The sequence below is a fragment of the Armatimonadota bacterium genome, assembly GCA_017303935.1.
Classification (GTDB): Bacteria; Armatimonadota; Fimbriimonadia; order Fimbriimonadales; family Fimbriimonadaceae; genus JAFLBD01.
On record JAFLBD010000003.1, the window covers coordinates 61566 to 80645 of the forward strand.

General features: G+C 51.9%; 14 protein-coding genes, 1 tRNA gene and 2 rRNA genes. 5 read left to right on the top strand and 12 right to left on the bottom strand.

Annotated elements, in window-relative coordinates:
• Positions 1-38: 38 nt before the first annotated feature.
• From J0L72_09440 to J0L72_09450, 3 genes are all read right to left on the bottom strand, one after another.
• Positions 39-1799, bottom strand: coding sequence for a cellulase family glycosylhydrolase (locus J0L72_09440; protein ID MBN8690994.1), 1761 nt, complete (start codon positions 1797-1799; stop codon positions 39-41).
• A gap of 31 nt (positions 1800-1830) precedes the next feature.
• The gene (locus J0L72_09445) at positions 1831-2559 is read right to left on the bottom strand and encodes a GNAT family N-acetyltransferase (GenBank protein ID MBN8690995.1); all 729 of its coding nucleotides are present in this window, start codon (positions 2557-2559) and stop codon (positions 1831-1833) included.
• Positions 2560-2674: 115 nt separating this feature from the next.
• Positions 2675-2748: transfer RNA gene (locus J0L72_09450), tRNA-Gln, on the bottom strand.
• 191 nt (positions 2749-2939) lie between these two features.
• Here J0L72_09450 and J0L72_09455 point away from each other — a divergent pair.
• Together J0L72_09455 and J0L72_09460 are read left to right on the top strand one after the other, a co-directional pair.
• Positions 2940-5636 carry a pyruvate, phosphate dikinase gene (locus tag J0L72_09455; protein ID MBN8690996.1) on the top strand — a complete coding sequence of 899 codons (2697 nt, stop codon included), beginning with the start codon at positions 2940-2942 and terminating at the stop codon, positions 5634-5636.
• A 77-nt stretch (positions 5637-5713) separates the two neighbouring features.
• Complete coding sequence (locus J0L72_09460) at positions 5714-6748, top strand: LD-carboxypeptidase (protein ID MBN8690997.1); 1035 nt, start codon at positions 5714-5716, stop codon at positions 6746-6748.
• On the opposite strand, the gene J0L72_09465 is transcribed toward J0L72_09460, so the two are convergent.
• Positions 6745-7134, bottom strand: a complete 390-nt coding sequence (locus J0L72_09465; protein MBN8690998.1) for a hypothetical protein — start codon at positions 7132-7134, stop codon at positions 6745-6747. The genes J0L72_09460 and J0L72_09465 overlap by 4 nt on opposite strands.
• 25 nt (positions 7135-7159) lie before the next feature.
• Between J0L72_09465 and msrA the strand changes: the two genes are divergently transcribed.
• Positions 7160-7849 carry a peptide-methionine (S)-S-oxide reductase MsrA gene (gene msrA, locus J0L72_09470; GenBank protein MBN8690999.1) on the top strand — a complete coding sequence of 230 codons (690 nt, stop codon included), beginning with the start codon at positions 7160-7162 and terminating at the stop codon, positions 7847-7849.
• Here msrA and J0L72_09475 read toward each other — a convergent pair.
• Positions 7836-8489: a hypothetical protein gene (locus J0L72_09475; GenBank protein ID MBN8691000.1), complete on the bottom strand. Its 654-nt coding sequence runs from the start codon at positions 8487-8489 to the stop codon at positions 7836-7838. The genes msrA and J0L72_09475 overlap by 14 nt on opposite strands.
• Before the next feature lie 70 nt (positions 8490-8559).
• Between J0L72_09475 and J0L72_09480 the strand changes: the two genes are divergently transcribed.
• The gene (locus J0L72_09480) at positions 8560-9939 is read left to right on the top strand and encodes a hypothetical protein (protein ID MBN8691001.1); all 1380 of its coding nucleotides are present in this window, start codon (positions 8560-8562) and stop codon (positions 9937-9939) included.
• Between the two features lie 60 nt (positions 9940-9999).
• Here the strand turns inward: J0L72_09480 and gcvPB are convergent, their stop codons facing one another.
• The 6 genes from gcvPB to fsa all read right to left on the bottom strand — a co-directional run bounded on the left by gcvPB (position 10000) and on the right by fsa (position 17159).
• Positions 10000-11481, bottom strand: coding sequence for an aminomethyl-transferring glycine dehydrogenase subunit GcvPB (gcvPB, locus tag J0L72_09485; GenBank protein ID MBN8691002.1), 1482 nt, complete (start codon positions 11479-11481; stop codon positions 10000-10002).
• A 38-nt stretch (positions 11482-11519) separates the two neighbouring features.
• Positions 11520-12419 carry a class I SAM-dependent methyltransferase gene (locus J0L72_09490; GenBank protein ID MBN8691003.1) on the bottom strand — a complete coding sequence of 300 codons (900 nt, stop codon included), beginning with the start codon at positions 12417-12419 and terminating at the stop codon, positions 11520-11522.
• A gap of 127 nt (positions 12420-12546) precedes the next feature.
• Positions 12547-12663: ribosomal RNA gene (gene rrf / locus J0L72_09495) — 5S ribosomal RNA — on the bottom strand.
• A gap of 79 nt (positions 12664-12742) precedes the next feature.
• Positions 12743-15636 (bottom strand): 23S ribosomal RNA (locus J0L72_09500).
• A 284-nt stretch (positions 15637-15920) separates the two neighbouring features.
• Positions 15921-16394, bottom strand: a complete 474-nt coding sequence (locus J0L72_09505; GenBank protein ID MBN8691004.1) for a DinB family protein — start codon at positions 16392-16394, stop codon at positions 15921-15923.
• A gap of 108 nt (positions 16395-16502) precedes the next feature.
• Complete coding sequence (fsa, locus tag J0L72_09510; GenBank protein ID MBN8691005.1) at positions 16503-17159, bottom strand: fructose-6-phosphate aldolase; 657 nt, start codon at positions 17157-17159, stop codon at positions 16503-16505.
• A gap of 135 nt (positions 17160-17294) precedes the next feature.
• Between fsa and J0L72_09515 the strand changes: the two genes are divergently transcribed.
• A complete protein-coding gene (locus J0L72_09515) occupies positions 17295-17822 on the top strand; it encodes a PEP-CTERM sorting domain-containing protein (GenBank protein ID MBN8691006.1) in 528 nt (175 codons plus the stop codon).
• On the opposite strand, the gene J0L72_09520 is transcribed toward J0L72_09515, so the two are convergent.
• Positions 17784-19049: an MFS transporter gene (locus tag J0L72_09520; GenBank protein MBN8691007.1), complete on the bottom strand. Its 1266-nt coding sequence runs from the start codon at positions 19047-19049 to the stop codon at positions 17784-17786. The two genes, J0L72_09515 and J0L72_09520, sit on opposite strands and share 39 nt — an antisense overlap.
• Positions 19050-19080: the final 31 nt, after the last annotated feature.

The following is a 19080-nucleotide window of genomic DNA, read 5'->3' on the forward strand; positions in this document are numbered from 1 at the left end:
AACTTGATGCAAGAACAATCCCAATGGGCAATATTCGTTTAATCATCATTACCATCACTTGGTCTGGTGTCACTAAAGAGAGCTTGAATCATCATCGGATGAATTACTCCGCCGCCATTTCGGGTTAGGCTACGGTGATATATTGGGTTTTCGTTGAGATTAAACCGCTCAAGATATACAAACCTGCCAGTCACGCCCCATGTACTGGTATATCCAAAGACTGTCCATGCAGAGTTGTGAGCCTCCATTAGAGTACGCAAGTCATAGTGCCATTTGTATCGTTGCCAGTCGTCGACGTCCAGCGTAGTAGGATTTGTGGGTACAGGGTCCGGTTCTGCGTACGGGTCTCCGTCCCGCTTGATGACCCCGAATTCCGTGGCGATAATTGCTGGGTTATCGTATGCACCGACCCAATCAAACATATAAGGCATCGCCTTCGTCCTCGTGCTGGAGTTCTCGCTTTCCAGGATATTGTCCCGGTAGAAGAATGAAGTATGGGGCGCAACAAAATTGTCACCGTAATCCCGCTTTTTTAAATACTCTGGGGCGATTCCGGCTATCGGTTCTTTGTGCGTGTATTTGAATGGCAAATACGGATGATAGGCATAAATCAGTCTTCGGCTGTAACTTTCTGGACACCCAATCGCCGTCATTTCACTGGGGCTGTATGGTGTAAATTGGTACGTCGGCGTTCCCTGTACATTCGGAAACTTTTCAGTCAGACCAAAGCTATCAACAAGATTCGTAAGAGTCGACACAATAATACGGCTACCTTCCGGGTCAACTTCGGTGTATATGGCCTTTATTGCCTGAGCTTGTATAGCTTTCCAATTGGCCAACTGATCAAACATCCACTGCTTGTGAATCGCAAGACTAGGAGGCGAATTAGTTGCTCCTTCCGAATATCGGGGGCCATATTGATTTTCACTGATTTGCCCCCAAAAATTCACCATCGGTTCATTCAAGGCTTCAAAGTGAATGCCCTGAAACACATTTCCTCCGCAGAGCGGATTTTCAAGAACGTCTAGATGAATTCTAAGTTCCGCCAAGAATGAGGACCAAAACTTCGGTAGCGGATGATTTTGAGTGATCGGAATTGGCAAGGGGCCATCGGTGCAAAAATTTTCTAAGAAAGTCCCCGATGGTGGCTTCGTGGTTCCAGCACCGCCTTTCCACTCATAATCGTAGTGCGCTTGAGACACTAGCCAAGGATGGCAATCCAAAATGACATCTAGTCCTTGGGCTTGTGCCGCAATGATGTCGGCGGCAAGAGCCTCGAAATTCTCTTGGGCATTGATATGATATCCAACTGGCCAATTACCGGGGCTAAAGGATGGATTGGAAGCCTCTCTCTTAAATATGAAACTTGGCTCGACTTTGCCCGTTTGGTCATGGACTCCGAAAGCCACTGGTGAAATCGGAATCCGAACATGCTCAAAACCAGCAAGACGAAGCTTGACAAAGTCTGCCTCTATGAGTAAGTCATCTAGTCGGCGCTCGTCGTAGCATGGTCGCCCCAGCATGTATGCCCAATCTGCCTGATACACGCCGTCAAGATTTACGCCATAGCGTAAATACTTGGGAATGGGATCAGTGCAACTTAGCTCATTCAACTCAGTTTCACCCGGTGGGTCGCCCGGAGGATTACCTTGCCCATACGAAACAGACGCCAACGAACTGAAGAACATGGCTGATGCCAAAAGTGAGAGTGACTTGAACGAATTCATTACATTGCCTCTGATCTCAGTATAAAACGATTCTCTCAGAAACACAACAAGAATCGTGCCGATTCTCGCCAAATGAGAAATTACGTGCGAGCCAGAGCGGGGGTTAGCGTTCTAGCGGGCAGAACAACTGAAGCGTGCCGATTTTCTGGTAACCGAGCCGTGGATACAGCTTGGCGCCGGTGGTGTTTGCCAACAAGATGCTGGAGCGTTCTCCCGCTTCTTGCGCGTCAAAGAGCAATTGGCACATGAGATCGGTGGCGTAACCCTTGCGCCGTTCTTCGCCGACCACGTAGAGGTCCGAAACCCAATGATCTGGCCCAACAGGAACCTTCATCACGGAGGCGACCTCCCGGAAATGGTGCCAAATTCGATATCGGGTTCCGATGGGCGGCCTGGGTTCCAAATGCTTTGGAAACTGCGGTCCTTCCCATTCCACTTGGTCGCCGGTCAGCCTTTCGACCTCGGAAGAATAGCGCAGCGGTGGAATCGACTCTAGGTCATGAACGAAAAACAGTTCGTGGAGCATCGCGCGGTACCCCGATTGTTTGAATCTTCGACGTATGTCCTCAAAATCCTCATCGTTGGAATGGACATAAGAGAGGAAGTGGAAGGCGGGGTGAGAAGCTCGGACTCGTTCAATCGCTTCTTCGGGGGAGATTCCCCACGCCACGATCTCAGTCTTACGGACGGTCCTTCGCACGGGATCATCGCGCATGACGATCATATTAGGTTCTGCGAACGCGGCGAACGGATACGTGCGGCTTTTAGCGAAGCAAAAACCTTCGGTAAACACGTTGATCGCGACCTCCAGACTAATAATGTTCTGTTCCACTCTGACCTACCTTGAATTACGGCGAGGATTTCGGGAATTGATAGACGGACTCTTGCTCAAATATTAACAACTTTTGGAGCAATACTGTCGATTTTGCGTGGAAATTGCAAAGAATTGGCTGCCCGAGATGGATTCGAACCACCATTACCTGGGCCAGAACCAGGCGTCCTGCCCTTAGACGATCGGGCAACGCAGGAACATCCAGTGTACCCGAACCCAATTTTTGCCAGCCCCACCTGTTTGCAAGGTAAAATAGAACCTAGTTCCTGGTGCAGTTTGTGCCAGTTTCTGGGCTCCGCACCTTATCGCGCCGCCGATGCCGCCCTATCGCACGGGACCAGAAAATCGAACACACCAATTTGGAGAAGTAACCCACTCGTATGAGTACAAAACGTGTTTATCTTTTCCGTGAGGGCAACGCTTCGATGCGTGACCTAATGGGTGGCAAGGGCGCGAATCTTGCCGAAATGACCAATATTGGTCTTCCCGTCCCTCCCGGATTCACTGTCACTACTGAAGTCTGTTCTGAATACTATGCCAACGGCAAAAAGCTCCCCGCCGAGCTGATGGCCGAAGTCAAAGCCGCCGTTGCCGAAGTCGAAAAGGACCTGGGTAAGAAGTTCGGCGATCCTGTCAATCCGCTTTTGATGTCCGTTCGCTCTGGCGCTAAGTTCAGTATGCCAGGCATGATGGACACAATTTTGAACCTTGGATTGAACTCCGATACTCTCAAGGGCATCATCGCCATCTCTGGTGACGAACGATTTGCTTACGACGCCAATCGCCGATTTATCATGATGTTCAGCGACGTCGTTCTCGATGTCGACAAGCACTTCTTCGAAGAGATCTTTGACGCTAAGAAGAAGGCTCTCGGCGTTAAGCTCGATACCGAAGTTCCGGCAAGCGCGCTGAAAGAAGTTTGCGCAGAGTTTCTCGCTCTGGTCTTGCAGAAGACTGGCGAAGGCTTCCCTTCCGATCCTTGGAAGCAGCTGGAACTCGCGATCGAGGCCGTATTCCGATCTTGGAACAACGACCGAGCGATCGTTTATCGCCGAACCGAGAAGATTCCTGACGAAATCGGAACCGCGGTCAACATCCAGTCCATGGTGTTTGGCAACCTCGGCGACGATTGCGGCACCGGCGTAGCCTTTAGCCGCGACCCTTCAACGGGCGAACACTTGCTCTACGGCGAGTATTTGATGAACGCCCAGGGCGAAGACGTGGTGGCCGGTATTCGAACTCCGGTACCGATCAGCGAGCTCGAGAAGCAGAACAAGCCACTTTACGATGAGTTTGTCTCGATCACCAACAAGCTCGAAGCGCACTACAAGGACATGCAGGACCTTGAATTCACGATTGAAAAGGGTCGTTTGTTCATGTTGCAATGCCGAAGTGGAAAGCGAACTGGTCCTGCTGGCGTGAAGATCGCGGTGGACATGGTCCACGAAGGGCTGATCACGAAGGAAGAAGCCGTCAACCGAATCACTGGGTCACACCTTGACCAGCTTTTGCACCCGCGCATCGACGATGTTTATGTGAGCGACCGAGGCATTCGCCCGATCGCCAAGGGTCTAGCTGCCTCACCAGGCGCAGCTGTCGGAAAGATCGTTTTCGACGCTGACACCGCCGAAGTCATGGCCCAGAAGGGTGAAAAGGTTCTCCTCGTTCGTGAAGAGACGAACCCGGACGACGTGCACGGCATGCTGGCTGCACAAGGCATTCTCACCGCCCGCGGCGGTAAAACTTCGCACGCTGCTGTTGTCGCTCGAGGATTCGGAATTCCTTGCGTCGCTGGTTGCGAAGCGCTCCATGTGAATGTCAAGGACCGCATTCTCTCGGTCGATCACCAAGAGTTCAAGGAAGGCGACATCATTTCGATCAACGGTTCGACCGGCGAAGTGTTCCCTCAAGAGCTGCCATTGATCGCGGCAGAAGTCAGCGGATTCTTTGGCGAGCTCATGAGCTGGTGCGACGAATTCCGCCGACTCAAGGTGCGAACCAATGCCGACAATCCTCGCGATGCCCGGCAAGCCATCGAATTCGGTGCGGAAGGCATCGGCCTCTGCCGAACGGAGCACATGTTCTTTGAGGCTGATCGACTGCCGATCGTCCGGGACATGATTCTCAGCAAGAGCGAAGTCCAGCGAGAAGCCGCTTTGCAAAAGCTGCTCGTAGTCCAGCAAACGGACTTCGAAGGCATCTTCGAAGCAATGGACGGCAAGCCAGTCACCATCCGGTTGATCGATCCTCCTTTGCACGAGTTCTTGCCATCGTTCGACGAACTCCTAAAGGAAGTGACTGAGCTCCAAATCGCGGTCAATATGACCGGCGGAGAATCGCTCAAATCTGTTCTTGCGGAGAAGGAGACGATGCTAAAGGCCGTCGAATCCATGCGCGAGTTCAACCCAATGATGGGATTGCGCGGTGTTCGACTCTCGATCATCTTCCCTGGAATCGTCGCGATGCAAACTCGGGCGATCTTGCAGGCCGCCGCCAAGCTGACGAAGCGTGGCGTGAAGGTCTATCCAGAGATCATGATTCCGCTGGTTGGACACGTCAACGAGCTTCGAGTGGTTCAGCGCCAACTTGAGAGCGTGGCTGCGGACGTGGTTGCCGAGGCCGGAACTGACATTCCGTACACCTTTGGCACCATGATCGAGATTCCACGCGCAGCTTTGACTGCCGGAGAAATCGCAGAGTACGCTCAGTTCTTTAGCTTCGGTACCAACGACCTCACGCAGATGACTTTCGGTTATAGCCGAGACGATGCTGAGGGCAAGTTCTTGCAGCGCTACGTCGAGCAAAAGGTTCTGCCGTTCAACGTGTTTGAATCAATTGATCAGACCGGCGTGGGTCGTCTCATGAAGATGGCGGTCGAAGAAGGCCGAGCTAAGCGAGATGGTCTCAAGTGCGGTATCTGCGGAGAGCACGGCGGCGATCCAGATTCGGTGATCTTCTGTCACCAGATCGGGCTCGATTACGTATCCTGCTCGCCATTCCGAGTGCCAATCGCCAAATTGGCGGCAGCACAAGCTTCGATTCGTGAGCGAATGAAAGTCGGCGTGCTCGACAAGTAAATTCTAACGAGTCGAACCCAATGGCCGGTATGTCCACACAGCAAGGCGTACCGGCCTTTTTGTGCTAAAACTTGGTGATGGAAGGACCATCTCGGCGGCAGATTTTGGCGGGAGCCGCTGGGCTTTCTGCGCTTGGATTGGTAGGATCAGCCGCCGCCGCCCGAATAAGAACCATGAAGCCAAAGGCACTTAAGAAAGGCGATTTGATCGGGCTGTTTGCTCCTGCGGGCAACATTGAATCCGAGGATGAACTGCAGAAAGCGGTCTCCAAAATCGAATCACTGGGATTTCGAGTCAAGGTTGGGTCAAACGTAATGCGGCAGAAGGGCTACCTTGCAGGGACCGATCAAGAACGAGCCGACGACGTGAATGCCATGTTTGCCGATCCTGAAGTGGACGGGATGATCGCTGTTCGAGGTGGCTATGGCGTGACCAGGATGTTGCACCTTCTCAATTACGATTTGGTCAAGCGAAACCCTAAATTCGTTTGCGGATACAGTGATCTCACGGCCCTGCTGAATGGATTATTTCGCAAGACTGGATTAGTGACATTTCATGGCCCGGTTGGAACGTCCTCTTGGACCGATTTTGATATAGAGAACTTTATGAAAGTCGCGACTGGGTTTGATGGCGAGTGGCTGATGCCGACTTCGGATGCGGTGCCGTTTCCCAGGGCGCAAACCTTCGTGCCAGGAACTTCGACCGGGCGATTGATCGGCGGAAATCTCTCCCTCATCGCGAGCATGGTCGGGACACCCTACTTCCCTCCCGCCGAAGACTCGATTCTGTTTATCGAAGATTTGGACGAAGACGTTTACCGGCTCGACCGAATGCTGACTCAGATCTGGTCGTCTGGCGCGTTCAGCAAACTAAAGGGATTCGTTATTGGATCGCTCAAGCTGCCGAACCAAAAAGAAGGTGAACCCGCTCGAACGGATGACGAGATGATCGCAATGCTCGCAGAGCGGTGCAAGTTGTTTGGAGTACCTGCATTTTCTGGCGCATCGGTGGGGCACATCAGCAAGAAACTCACCTTGCCGATAGGTTGCCGGGCGCGGATTGATGCGGAGGCTCGTACGATCACACTTCTAGAGTCTCCAGTGATTCCCTAGCTGAATTTCGCCTTTGTTTGCGCATTGCATCCCTTGATTATCCAGTGCAGAAAGATCAAGAGTCCGTGCGGGCCTGCCAAGACATTCACTGCTGTGAGTGTCGTTACCCGATTAAAGTTCTTCCGCGATAGAATCAACTTTCTTGTCCAAAGGAGCAATGCTGAATGAAAGAATTGAGTCGCGGTGACGCAAATCAGTACCGACTTCATCAAGGCAAGTCCAAGGATGTTCTTATCCGAATTGAGATAGTTAGACTCAAAACTTGGCATCTCTTGAATCAGGAACATCAGCACCGATGATCCTATGATCAAGGAGAGCGCTGCTCCGGCCAAGTGACTGCGCTCAGAGATTTTTAGGAAACTATCTTCTGGCGACGACTGTTGCATGAGACACCGTAGAAGAGGATACACAATGATCAAGCTCAAATCGATTGTGCCGTTAAGTTTGGCCCTGGGATTCACGCTGTTGGCATGCTCTCCAGTAAACGCTGGCAAACCACCTGCCGCGCCTCCAAGCAAGAACAAAGTGCCGTCCACAGCCTGCACGCTTGTCTTTGGCGCGGGATGCTTCTGGTGCGTAGAGACGATGTTCGAGGAACTCAAGGGCGTTTACGATGTCGAAAGCGGATATGCCGGCGGAACATCAAAGGGAGTTACCTACGAGGATGTCTGCACTGGCACGACCGGGCACGCCGAAACAATCAAGGTGAGTTTTGATCCCAAAGTGATCACGCGCGAAGATTTGCTAAGGATCTTCTTCACGGTCCACGATCCGACAACCTTGAACCGACAAGGAGCCGATACAGGTACTCAGTATCGTTCTGTGATTTTCTATTCCACGCCGGAAGAGAAAGCTGTGTCTGAGAAGATCAAGGCAGAAATCTCCAAGTCAAAAATCTGGAAGAACCCGATCGTGACGACGATTGAGCCGCTCAAAAACTACACTGTTGCTGAGGCTTACCATCAGGACTACTACGCCCGATATGAGGCAGCGAGCGATGCTGAAAAGGCGAAGTTCAATCTTGGCTATTGCAACGCTGTGGTTGAACCTAAGGTACTCAAGTTCCGAGAGAAGTACCGCCATCTGCTCAAGAACCCTTGATCGTTAACCGGTCGAAGGTTTCTTGCAGTGCATCCGCTAATCTGATGGGATCGAGTTCGCTGACATAGACAGGCGCAGGTTGGGCATAAACCGATCGCACATCGACAGTTGGAAGTGCGATCGGGATGCTCGCTTGTAGCAGCACTGCACGATCCGTCAACCTCAGCGCACATCCGCAGATCTTGATTCCAAGCTGGGCGTGCACGATGTCATTGCCAGAGATCACTGAGAAGCAGTCTGTGCTCTTCGATACGGACCTTGACTGGTGTTCTTCGCCCAAAACCGCAGGTAGCCCGCAGAGATTCATCGCTTCGATCATAGGTGCGGTGATGGCGCGATAAACCAGTTTGACCGCTCGAGGATTCGCACCCGGAATCTCCGAAAGAGGAATCGCCATCCCGACCGTGACATCGTGACCGTGGAGTACCGCCTTCCCTCCCGTGATTCGCTTCGCCCAAGGGACTTGACATGATTCCACCAAGGCAGTTGTAGCATTTTGAAATCGGCCGAGTGTGACCCAAGGCCGATCCCACTGATAGACCCGCACAGTGGATCGACCGTGGTCAGCATGGTGAAGAAGCATGGCGTCGCGAGCCATGTTCGTCAGCCCGTTCAATTTGCCCTCAAAAATGCTAGTCAAGTCGTCCTCACCTTGAATTTTGACTCACTTTCGAACGGGCTGTGATAACATGGTAAGCGAGAGTAAAACCATGAATCAAAAGTCCATTATTGTAACTTCACTGGTTGTGGCGGCAGCGCATTCCTTCGCCGCACAAAATGTGGTCGTCTATGCTACCGTCGGACAGACCTGCCCAGGTTCAGGAACATCTACCGTTGCCTCTTTGAATTCGGCGTTCTGCGGTGCGAATAGCAAGGTTGGTTTCACCGGTAACCTCAGCCCTTCTGACAACTTCATTTTCTTTGACAACTCGATCATTTGGAAGAACTCAAGCTCAACATTTGGTGTTCTGTCCGGTGCAGAGTCCACGATGGGCGTGAGCGATTCTGGAAAGTTCATCTACAGCCCGTCCGTGGATGGTAACGATGCTGTGGTCGGCAACCTCGGTTCCATTCTCAAGAAGACTGACCCAATCCCTGACCAACCCACAATTTTCAGTTCCTTCAATAGCCGCCCGCAGATGAGTGCGAATGGCACCGCATACTGGGTCGGAGGATACGCAAACACGGCGACCGGTTCAACCGTAGGCAGAATTTTGATGAAGCAATCGCCTAGTGGGACCGTGACCTCCATTTTCAAGTCGTTTGACACGGTACTTGGCATCTCGCTGAACTCGATCGGAATTGGATTTGAGTTTGGAATTTCGGACAACGGCAACAACTACATTACGGTTCTTAAGGACGGTGGCGCCGAAACAGTCAATGATAACTTGGTGATCAACCAGACCACGGCGATCAATGAAGCAACCGCACTTGGTGGCGGCGAGCTATTCACCTCCGGCGCCGGCCCATGGAGATTCCCAAGTATCAACGATTCTGGACGATGGGCAACGTTCACAGGCACCAACCTCAGCAGCCGTGTGATCTATACGGACAGCGGAATCAAGTTGCGCACACTGCAGGTTCTGGACGGTGTGACTTTGACAAACAGCGATCGCGGTCTGGACATCAACAATGCTGGAATCATCTGCCACCTTTGGAACGCAGTTTCCACTTCGGCGCTTTTCATCGGAAGCATTGATCATTTGGATGCATCGCGTCTCATCGCCAAATCGGGCGATCAGATCGACACCAATGGCGACTTTATTGCTGATGCCACTTTGACCTCAATTGAAGGCTCGTCAACCATCGGCCCTTCGATCACTATTGACGGCACAAACAGTGTCTACGCCAGGATCAAATATGTCGATAACGTCACTTCGACTGCGCGAGAAAGCGTTGTTCGATTTACGACCAAGCTTGGTGACGTGGATCGTGACGGCGAAGTGGGCTCGAACGACTTCGACACCGTTGTTGCCGCTTTCGGTACAACTCCGACAGAAACTGGCTGGCAATCTCATGCCGACCAAGATTTCGACGGAGAAATCGGCGCCGGAGACTTTGATATCGTCGTTGCCAATTTCGGCAACTAACATTTCGGTACATAAACAGAAATGCCCTCCTCTATTCTCTGAGGAGGGCATTTTGTTGAATCAACCAACGGGCTGAAGCGATTTCTTTTCTGCAGGGCGCCAGCGGACATCGAGAACCTTGACCGCTTGTGCTTCGTCCAACCGTCCAACGATCTGCGAGCTTGGCGCATTTTTCAGTAGCTCGGCGTCGGTCTCAGCTTCATGGCAGATTTGGATCATGGTGTCGCAGAAATGATCAAGGGTTTGCTTGCTCTCAGTTTCTGTTGGCTCGATCATGATCGCCTCTGGCACGATCAGCGGGAAGTAATTCGTCGGCGGATGGATTCCGTAGTCGATCAACCGCTTGCTGATATCCAGCGCTCGGACGCCATTTGCTTTGTATCGGGATGCAGTGAGAATGCACTCGTGCATGCAATAGCGATCGTGCGCGGGTGGCAAAACATTTCGTAATCGCGCCTGAACATAGTTGGCGTTCAATACTGCGAATCGGCTGATCCGGTTTAGATTTTCCTTGCCATACGCCAGCAGGTAGGTGAGCGCCCGGACTTCCATCAGGAACTGTCCGAAGAACGCGCTGACCCTGCCGATGGATTGCGGTCGATCGCGCAGCAGTTCGACCTTGCCACTCGAATTCCGGCGCACGACAGGCTTCGGAAGGAACGGCTCTAAGTGGTTCTGCAGCCCAATCGCGCCGCATCCTGGCCCACCACCGCCATGCGGAGTGCTGAAAGTTTTGTGCAGGTTCAAGTGCATACAGTCGAAGCCGTGATCGCCTGGCCGGGTCGTGCCGACCATCGCGTTCATGTTCGCACCATCGCAGAAGACTTGCGCGCCGACGGAGTGAACCAGTTCACAGACTTCGGCAATATTGGTTTCGAATAGCCCAAGAGTCGAAGGATTGGTGACCATGAACGCCGCGACCTCAGTGCTGAGGACTGCCTTGAGGGCCTCAATATCCGTCAAACCATCGGCAGTTGTCGGAACTGACTTGACTGAATAGCCACAAGCTGAAGCGCTGGCTGGGTTTGTACCATGCGCAGAGTCTGGAACGAGCACTACTTTTCTGGTTTCGCCTTCCCCGCGCGACTCGTGGTAAGCCTTGATCAGCATTAGGCAGGTTAGCTCACCGTGGGCTCCAGCAAGAGGTTGCAAGGTGATTTCATCAAACCCAGTGAGCTCAATTAGAATCTCTTGAACTTGAGCAAGGACTTCGAGCGCGCCTGGAACAGTCGATTCTGGTTGCAGCGGATGGATGTGAGTGAATCCTGGACTAGATGCCGTTCGCTCGTTGATCTTTGGGTTGTACTTCATGGTGCACGAACCCAATGGATAGAAGCCTGTTTCGATGCCGTAGTTGATCTGACTCAGGTTTGTGAAGTGACGAATCATGTCGAGTTCGCCGACTTCTGGAAGATTCAGTTCGGTTCGCAATTCACCGAGCACCTGCTCGATATCCACCTCTGGAGTCGTCGGTTTAGGAAAATTGGCACCAACGCGGCCAGGAGTCGACTTTTCGAAAATGAGTTGCGGCTGTGGTACCAACTTGCGTGGCATGACGCTATTTTACCGCTGAAACTGGGTCAGACATACGGGTTTGGTGGCGGCACAAACTTCCTAAATCCGAGCTTTGTTAACTCTGCGGCTATGTCTGCTGGGAGCGGCTCTTTGGCTAGAACGCTCCGAATCATTCCCCACGGCTTCAGCCCCATTTTGGACATCAGAGTCTTCAGAGCGATCTTGCGCATCAGATCCTTTGTGACCTTCGAATTCGGATCGTACGGAATACCGCCGTATTCGAACTTGTACTCATCATCCATATATCCAATCCAACATTCTGGAAGGGCGATTCCGCAGGCAATCTTCTCGATTTCTGCAGCGGACATCGTGTAGACATAATTCCCGGCAGCCTCGTAGTTATGAATTCCGCTCGTACGGCGCATCATTTTCGCTACGAATCTTCCGAGACCAAAGAGGACACCATCCAATGGGCGATTTGGAATCTGCCGATCATTGGGCTCGATGAATACGACTGCCTTTTTGGCCACACGCAGGAGTTCGTGTACGGCTACCTGTGGCCTTGGAAAATGGTGGTACGCTTCCTTACAGAGCGCGTAATCGAACTGGTCGCTCTCGTACGAGAGGTGTTCTGCATTCTCCTTAGAAACATGCTCAATGAACCCAGCCTGATGCGCAATGAGCAGGCCAGTATCATCTAAATCAGTGGCGATGGCCCTTGCCCCGAACCGGATCAGAGTGCGAGCGTCGGTTGCAAACCTTCCATCACCAACCGTGACCCATGAAGAGTTCTTATCGTGATTGTGAATCACTTTACAGACTTCGAGCATTCGAAGATGCCGGAATTTGTCTAGCGACTTTTCGTAGTTATCCTGTTCCTCGATCAGGTTTTCAAAATCAGTGTAATGCGAGGTAAATCTGATCTGTCGTTCGTAAAGATCGTTAAGTTGTTGATCCGTTTGCATGGCTCTCCCACACGGTTCGCTTATACAAAGGTACGGGCGATATGCCAAATATGATTCTGCAGACCTAGAGAATGAGTGCGGATAAATAAAAAAGCCCTCCGTAGAGGGCTTTTCAAAATTTAATGTATCCGCGCAACGTGCATATCTGCCGGGAGGCTGCCCTCCAAGTACTTCCGCCGCTATTGAGCTTAACTGCCGTGTTCGGGATGGGAACGGGTGTTTCCTCAATGCCATGATCACGCGAATACAAATTGTGGAAAGCGCGAACACTTTCAAAGTTACATACTGTTGTGTAGAAGCGCATCAGAACGAAATTGGGTGCTTATATGAAGCCCTCGGTCAATTAGTATCGCTCAGCACAACACATTACTGTGCTTACACATGCGACCTATCACCATGTAGTCTTCATGGGACCTTACCTCGAAGTGGGAAATCTAATCTTAGGGTGCGCTTGGCGCTTAGATGCTTTCAGCGCTTATCGCTTCCCGACGTGGCTACCCAACGTATGCCCTTGGCAGGACAATTGGTACACCAGAGGTCAGTACATTCCGGTCCTCTCGTACTAAGAACGTCTCCCTTCAAATTTCCTACGCCAGCAGTGGATAGGGACCGAACTGGCTCACGCCGTTCTGAACCCAGCTCGCGTGCCTCTTTAATCCGTGAACTCCGGAACCCTTGGGACCTGGTACAGCCCCAGGATGAGACGAGCCGACATCGAGGTGCCAAACCATGCCGTCGCTATGGACGCTCGGGCAAGATCAGCCTGTTATCCCCGGGGTAGCTTTTATCCGTTGAACCCTGACGTGCCCACGCACAATCAGAGGGTCACTTAGACCTGCTTTCGCACCTGCTCGACTTGTTGGTCTCACAGTCAATTGCACTATATACCTATACGCTCGACGCCTGATTTCCGACCAGGCTGAGTGCAACTTTGTACGCCTCCGTTACATTTTGGGAGGCGACCGCCCCAGTCAAACTACCCGCCACAGACTGTCTCCACACCGGATAACGGTGCAGGTTAGTAAATCAGATGAAGAAGGGTGGTGTTCCATTGGCGCCGAAGCATCCCACCTACGCTCTACATCTACATCCAATTCACAATCTGAAGGTGTAGTAAAGCTCCACGGGGTCTTTCCGTCCTACTGCTGGTAACCCGCATCTTCACGGGTGCTACAATTTCACCGGATTTCTCGTTGAGACAGTGCCCAAGTCGTTACGCCTTTCATGCGGGTCGGTATTTAGCCGACAAGGAATTTCGCTACCTTAGGACCGTTAGAGTTACGGCCGCCATTCACTCGGACTTCGGTTCGATGCTTCGGGTTGCCCCTAACATCTCCCGTTAATCTACGAGCATTGGGCAGGCGTCAGCCCCTATACTTCCCCTTTCGGGTTTGCAGAGACCTGTGTTTTTGGTAAACAGTCGCCTGGGCTGCTTCGCTGCGGCCTCTTTCGAGGCACCCCTTCTTCCGAAGTTACGGGGTCGTTTTGCCTAGTTCCTTAACGAGAGTTCTTCCGAACGCCTTAGTCTCCTCGACTCACCTACCTGTGTCGGTTTGCAGTACGGTTGATACCAGCTGAAGCTTAGGAGTTTTTCTCGGCCCCTCTCTACCCAATACGCTTCACTCCGAAGAGATCCACTCAGAATCCAATAACCTAGTTGGGCTTTGAGAAACGTCATCCATCGCACTGGTACCAGGGCAGGAATTTCAACCTGCTGTCCATCGGCTACGCCTTCTGGCCTCGCCTTAGGTCCGCCTAACCTCCGTCTGACGAACATAGCCGGAGAAACCTTAGGTTTTCGGCGTACAAGATTCTCACTTGTATTAGCGCTACTCATGCCTGCATTCTCACTCGACTGCACTCCACCACTGCTTACGCTGTAGCTTCACTGCGCAGCCGACGCTCCCCTACCACCCAGTAAACTGGGTCCGTAGCTTCGGCTCTAGACTTGAGCCCCCTTACATTTTCCGCGCAAGATCACATTCGGCCAGTAAGCTGTTACGCACTTTTTAAAGGATGGCTGCTTCCAAGCCAACCTCCTGGCTGTTTACGCGATCTCACATCGTTTCACACTTAGTCTAGGATTAGGGGCCTTAGCTGACGATCTGGGCTTTTTCCCTTTTGACCACGGAGCTTATCCCTCGTAGTCTCACTGCTATGCTTCACTTACTGGTATTCGGAGTTTGGTTGGGTTCGGTAAGCGGGTAAGCCCCCTAGCCCATTCAGTGCTCTACCCCCAGTAAGAAACACATAACGCTGCACCTCAATGCATTTCGGGGAGAACCAGCTATCTCTGCGTTCGATTGGCATTTCACCGGACTAACCACAGCTCATCCCGAGATTTTTCAACATCAATGAGTTCGGTCCTCCATGTTGTGTTACCAACACTTCAACCTGGCCATGGCTAGATCACGCAGTTTCGGGTCTACTACTAGTGACTTGACGCTCTATTCGAACTCGGTTTCCCTCCGGCTCCGTGTCTAAAACACTTAACCTTGCCACTAACAGTAACTCGCAGGCTCATTCTGCAAAAGGCACGCCGTCGCACTTGACTTACGCCATTGTGCTTCGACTGTTTGCGGATGTTGCGGTTTCAGGTTCTATTTCACTCCCCTCCCGGGGTTCTTTTCACCTTTCCCTCACGGTACTGGATGCACTATCGGTGACGAATCGTACTTAGCCTTACCCGGTGGTCCGGGCAGATTCACGCGGAATTCCTCGTGCTCCGCGTTACTTGGGTACACCCTGAATTCGATTTGAGTTTTTGGAGTACGGGGCTATCACCCTCTACGGCCGGACTTTCCAATCCTGTTTCTCTAACTCTCTTCAATTCTTTTCTAAGCCTCTCAAACGCAAAGATCCTGAATCCAAAAATCAGATTCAAGCGTCTCTCCGTTTGGGAGACTTAGTGGATGCCCCACTACCCCAGTGAGTAAACTCACTGGTTTGGGCTATTCCGCTTTCGCTCGCCGCTACTTACGGAGTCTCTTCGATTTCTCTTCCACTGGTTACTTAGATGTTTCAGTTCACCAGGTTCCCTCCTCGGCCCCTATGTATTCAAGACCGGGTGACGAGGCATTACCCCCGCCGGGTTTCCCCATTCGGATATCTACGGATCATCAATTCTGTGCATCTCCCCGTAGCATTTCGCTGCTTACGCGTCCTTCTTCGGCAATTCGTCCCTAGGCATTCACCACACACCCTTCATAGCTTCAATTGAGTAGCACCTCAATTTAGTTTAGATGCGCGTTCCACACAACAATATGCAACTTTCAAAGTGCTTTCGCTTTTTCGCCAATCCGAACCGCGTCCCGACTGGCAAAGAGGAATGATACCAGTCGACCTATCTGTTGTCAACGCCTCTAAGGGTTTTTTTCGAAAAAAGTCTTCGAATCACAAGGCAAATCGGTCGTCCGTCCAAGTTCATTGTGGCAAAGTTGAACTCGTTCTGGACACCGATTTTTGTCAGGATTCGCAGAATTCGCCGCACTGGTATTTCTATCAGTGCATTTCCATATCACCCAGAATGGTCTGGATGTAATTGATCTGCCCCAGGTGATACGTCAAGTTCCAATGATGAAGGCCAATTGCGTCCGCCAAAGTGATGATCATCCCACCGCCAAACGGCAATGTGATTTCGCGCTCTAGATCTTCATCCTCGACCGAAGATACGAGCGAACAGATCTTTGCAGTCTCCGACCGAAGCGTGGCTGCCAGGCCGGCAAAGTCCTCGCTTTGTGCGCCGGATGCGCGATTTTCCTCGGCATGATCACGGAATCGTTCAGGAATATCTCCGCCGATCACGCGGGTTAGTAGCGCTGGACTTTGCGAGAGCTCCTTCAGTTGGCTCATTGCCGACCTTGTGTGCGGCGCAGGAGACCAGTCGCGTTTATCTTCTGGAATCGCTTCCACCGCGCGAATCACGTCTTCCACCGCTCGCTGAGTTAGCTTGACAACCTGATCTTGCAATCGCATATTCTGGTTTTACCGAATCTAGTCTAAGCGATGTATTGTGGAATTTGAGCAAAAAAGAAGCCCTCGAACGACTATTCGTCCGAGGGCTTCTGAGTAAAAAGGACCTAATTACGAAATCGACAAGCCAGCCTTGTTCCAATCCGCCAAGAATCGGTCCAGCCCCACATCGGTGAGTTGATGCTTGAACATCATTTCCATGATCTTGAATGGCATCGTGGACACATGGGCGCCCGCATTGATAGCCTGAGTGACGTGAAGTGGATGCCGGATACTGGCTACCAGCACTTCGCTGTCGAAGCCGTAAGTGTCGATCATCGCCACCGTGTCTTCCACCGCGACCATGCCGTCTGACCCCAGATCGTCAACCCTGCCGACGAAGTTGCTGATGTATGTCGCGCCGGCTTTGGCAGCAAGGAGAGCTTGGCCCACACTAAAGACCAAGGTCACGTTGGTTCGAATTCCCTTATCCGAAAGAGTCTTGACGAGTTTGATCCCAGGTTCGATCAGCGGGACTTTGACCACGATCTGTTCGTGCCAGCTCGAAATCTCAAGCGCTTCTTTCAGCATCGTGTCGTAGTCGGTCGCGACGACCTCGGCACTGATCGAGCCACCAGGCACGAGTTCACAGATCTTCAGTACGGTTTCTTTGAAGCCTTTTCCAGACTTAGCGATCAAGGTAGGGTTCGTGGTCACCCCGTCCAAGATGCCCCAATCGGCGGCACGGCGTACTTCTTCAACATCTCCGGTATCAACAAAAAGCTTCACAGCGACTATTTTACATGGTTTAGAATCGCTCGAATTCTAATAAATCCTGTTAGGTTTACTAGTGAGTCCAAGTGAAAATGCCGATTATCATCTTGTATGGCCCGGGCCGTACGAATGGTTATGAAATTCAACTGTATGAGATGTTTAGTTGTAGGAATGGCGGCGCTGGGAATCGCCGGTGGAGCTCAGGCAACCTTCTTTGACATAGAGGTCAACAATAACCTTTGGACCGCGCAGACGATTGCACGTCCAGTGGGATCGTTTGCAGAGGTCGGTCTTTTGAACCTAACACCTGGCGATGCAGACTTTGTTAAGATCAAGTTGTATCAAGGCGAGACGCTCACCGCGATCACGACTCCGCTTGGCAACGCACAGTTCACCGTGCCCGATACTCAGATGACATTGTTTGATGGCATCGGTTCGCCGTTGATGTCGAACGATGACGCCGGCACCGGCAATGGATCGACGATTCAGTACCTCGTCCCTGTCACTGGCGATTACTACATCGGCATCTCGGGTTACGACGATCCACTTTTCGCCGGAACGTCTACTCAAGCCGGTAACTATGCCCTGACGCTCAGCGTGGTGCCAGAACCTGGTGCACTGCTTGCCATGGGAATCGGATTAGCTGGACTTGTCCGCTTGCGGCGACGGAGTCGGTAAGACCACTTTTTTCACTAGGATCGATCCGATCAAGAATGCAAACGCGGCGATGGTGAACGCCACGTGATAGCCAAGGCCTGGGCCTTGGCTATTTAATTTATCAATGCCTTGCCCGAGCATTCCGTTCAGAATCTGCGGCATCGCGACGCTCGATTGCCAAATGCCCATATCCTTGGCGAGTTCATCAGCGCTGGGCACCACGTCGGCAGCCAAAGCCCAATCCGCGCTGGTGAACGCACCGTAGCCAAACCCAAAGAGAAACGCGAGGCCGAGCATTACGGGATATATCGGCACCCATGCGATCGCTAAGATAGTGAAGAACATGATCCAACCCGCGGTTTGAATGACGGCCTTTCGACCTTTCGTGTCGGCGAGCTTGCCACCTACCTGCGCACCCACAATGCCAGTGATGCTAAGAACTACAATCAGGAGCACCGCCGCCAGCATCGGATCGGTGATTTTGGACGGCAACGGCGGAAAGATTTGAACCCGATCCTTTAAATAATATTGCCCAAATGAAGTGAGCATGTAGAACCCGAATGCGTTCAAGAATCGGGTGAACCAAACCCATCGGAAGTTTGGCAACTTCCACGGCTTTAGTAGGCTCTTCACGTCCAAAGAAGATTTGTCGACTTCAGGAAACGACGGCTCCTTGACCGTAGTTACCACGATGATCATCGCAAGCAAATTGACTCCCGCCAATAAGCCGAAAATCGCACCATGGTTTATGTGCAGAATCGAGCTTCCCACGAGGATAATCGCCGCGAAGATTTGTGCAACAAAGCTGAGCATCGCCATCATTCCGCTGGCGCGACCGCGGTGTTCTTGCGGCACGAATTCGGGGATCAGAGCGCTGTAAGGCCCGGTGGCTACGTCGTCCGAAATTTGGAGCAAAAGGTAACCCAAGATCAAGACTCCAAAACTTCCTGCTGTACTCAAGATCAAGCACGCCAGTACGGTGAGGATGCTACCGAGGACCATCCAGGGACGTCGTTTGCCCCAACGCGTCGATGTTCGGTCGCTGATCCAGCCCATTAACGCAGGTCCAAAAGTCGCTTCGATGGCCCCAATCGCCAAGATCATTCCCCAGGCGCCATTCTTTTCTCCTTCTGGAACAATCTGCTGGACTTTGGTTGGAATCAACAGCAGTGCAAGAAACCACTTGAAGCTTGTTGCGAACCAGTACGCAGAAATCTTGAGATACCAGGCCGGTCGATCTTGAAACACCCGTCAAGTATGGCTCAGTAAAATAGGGCGA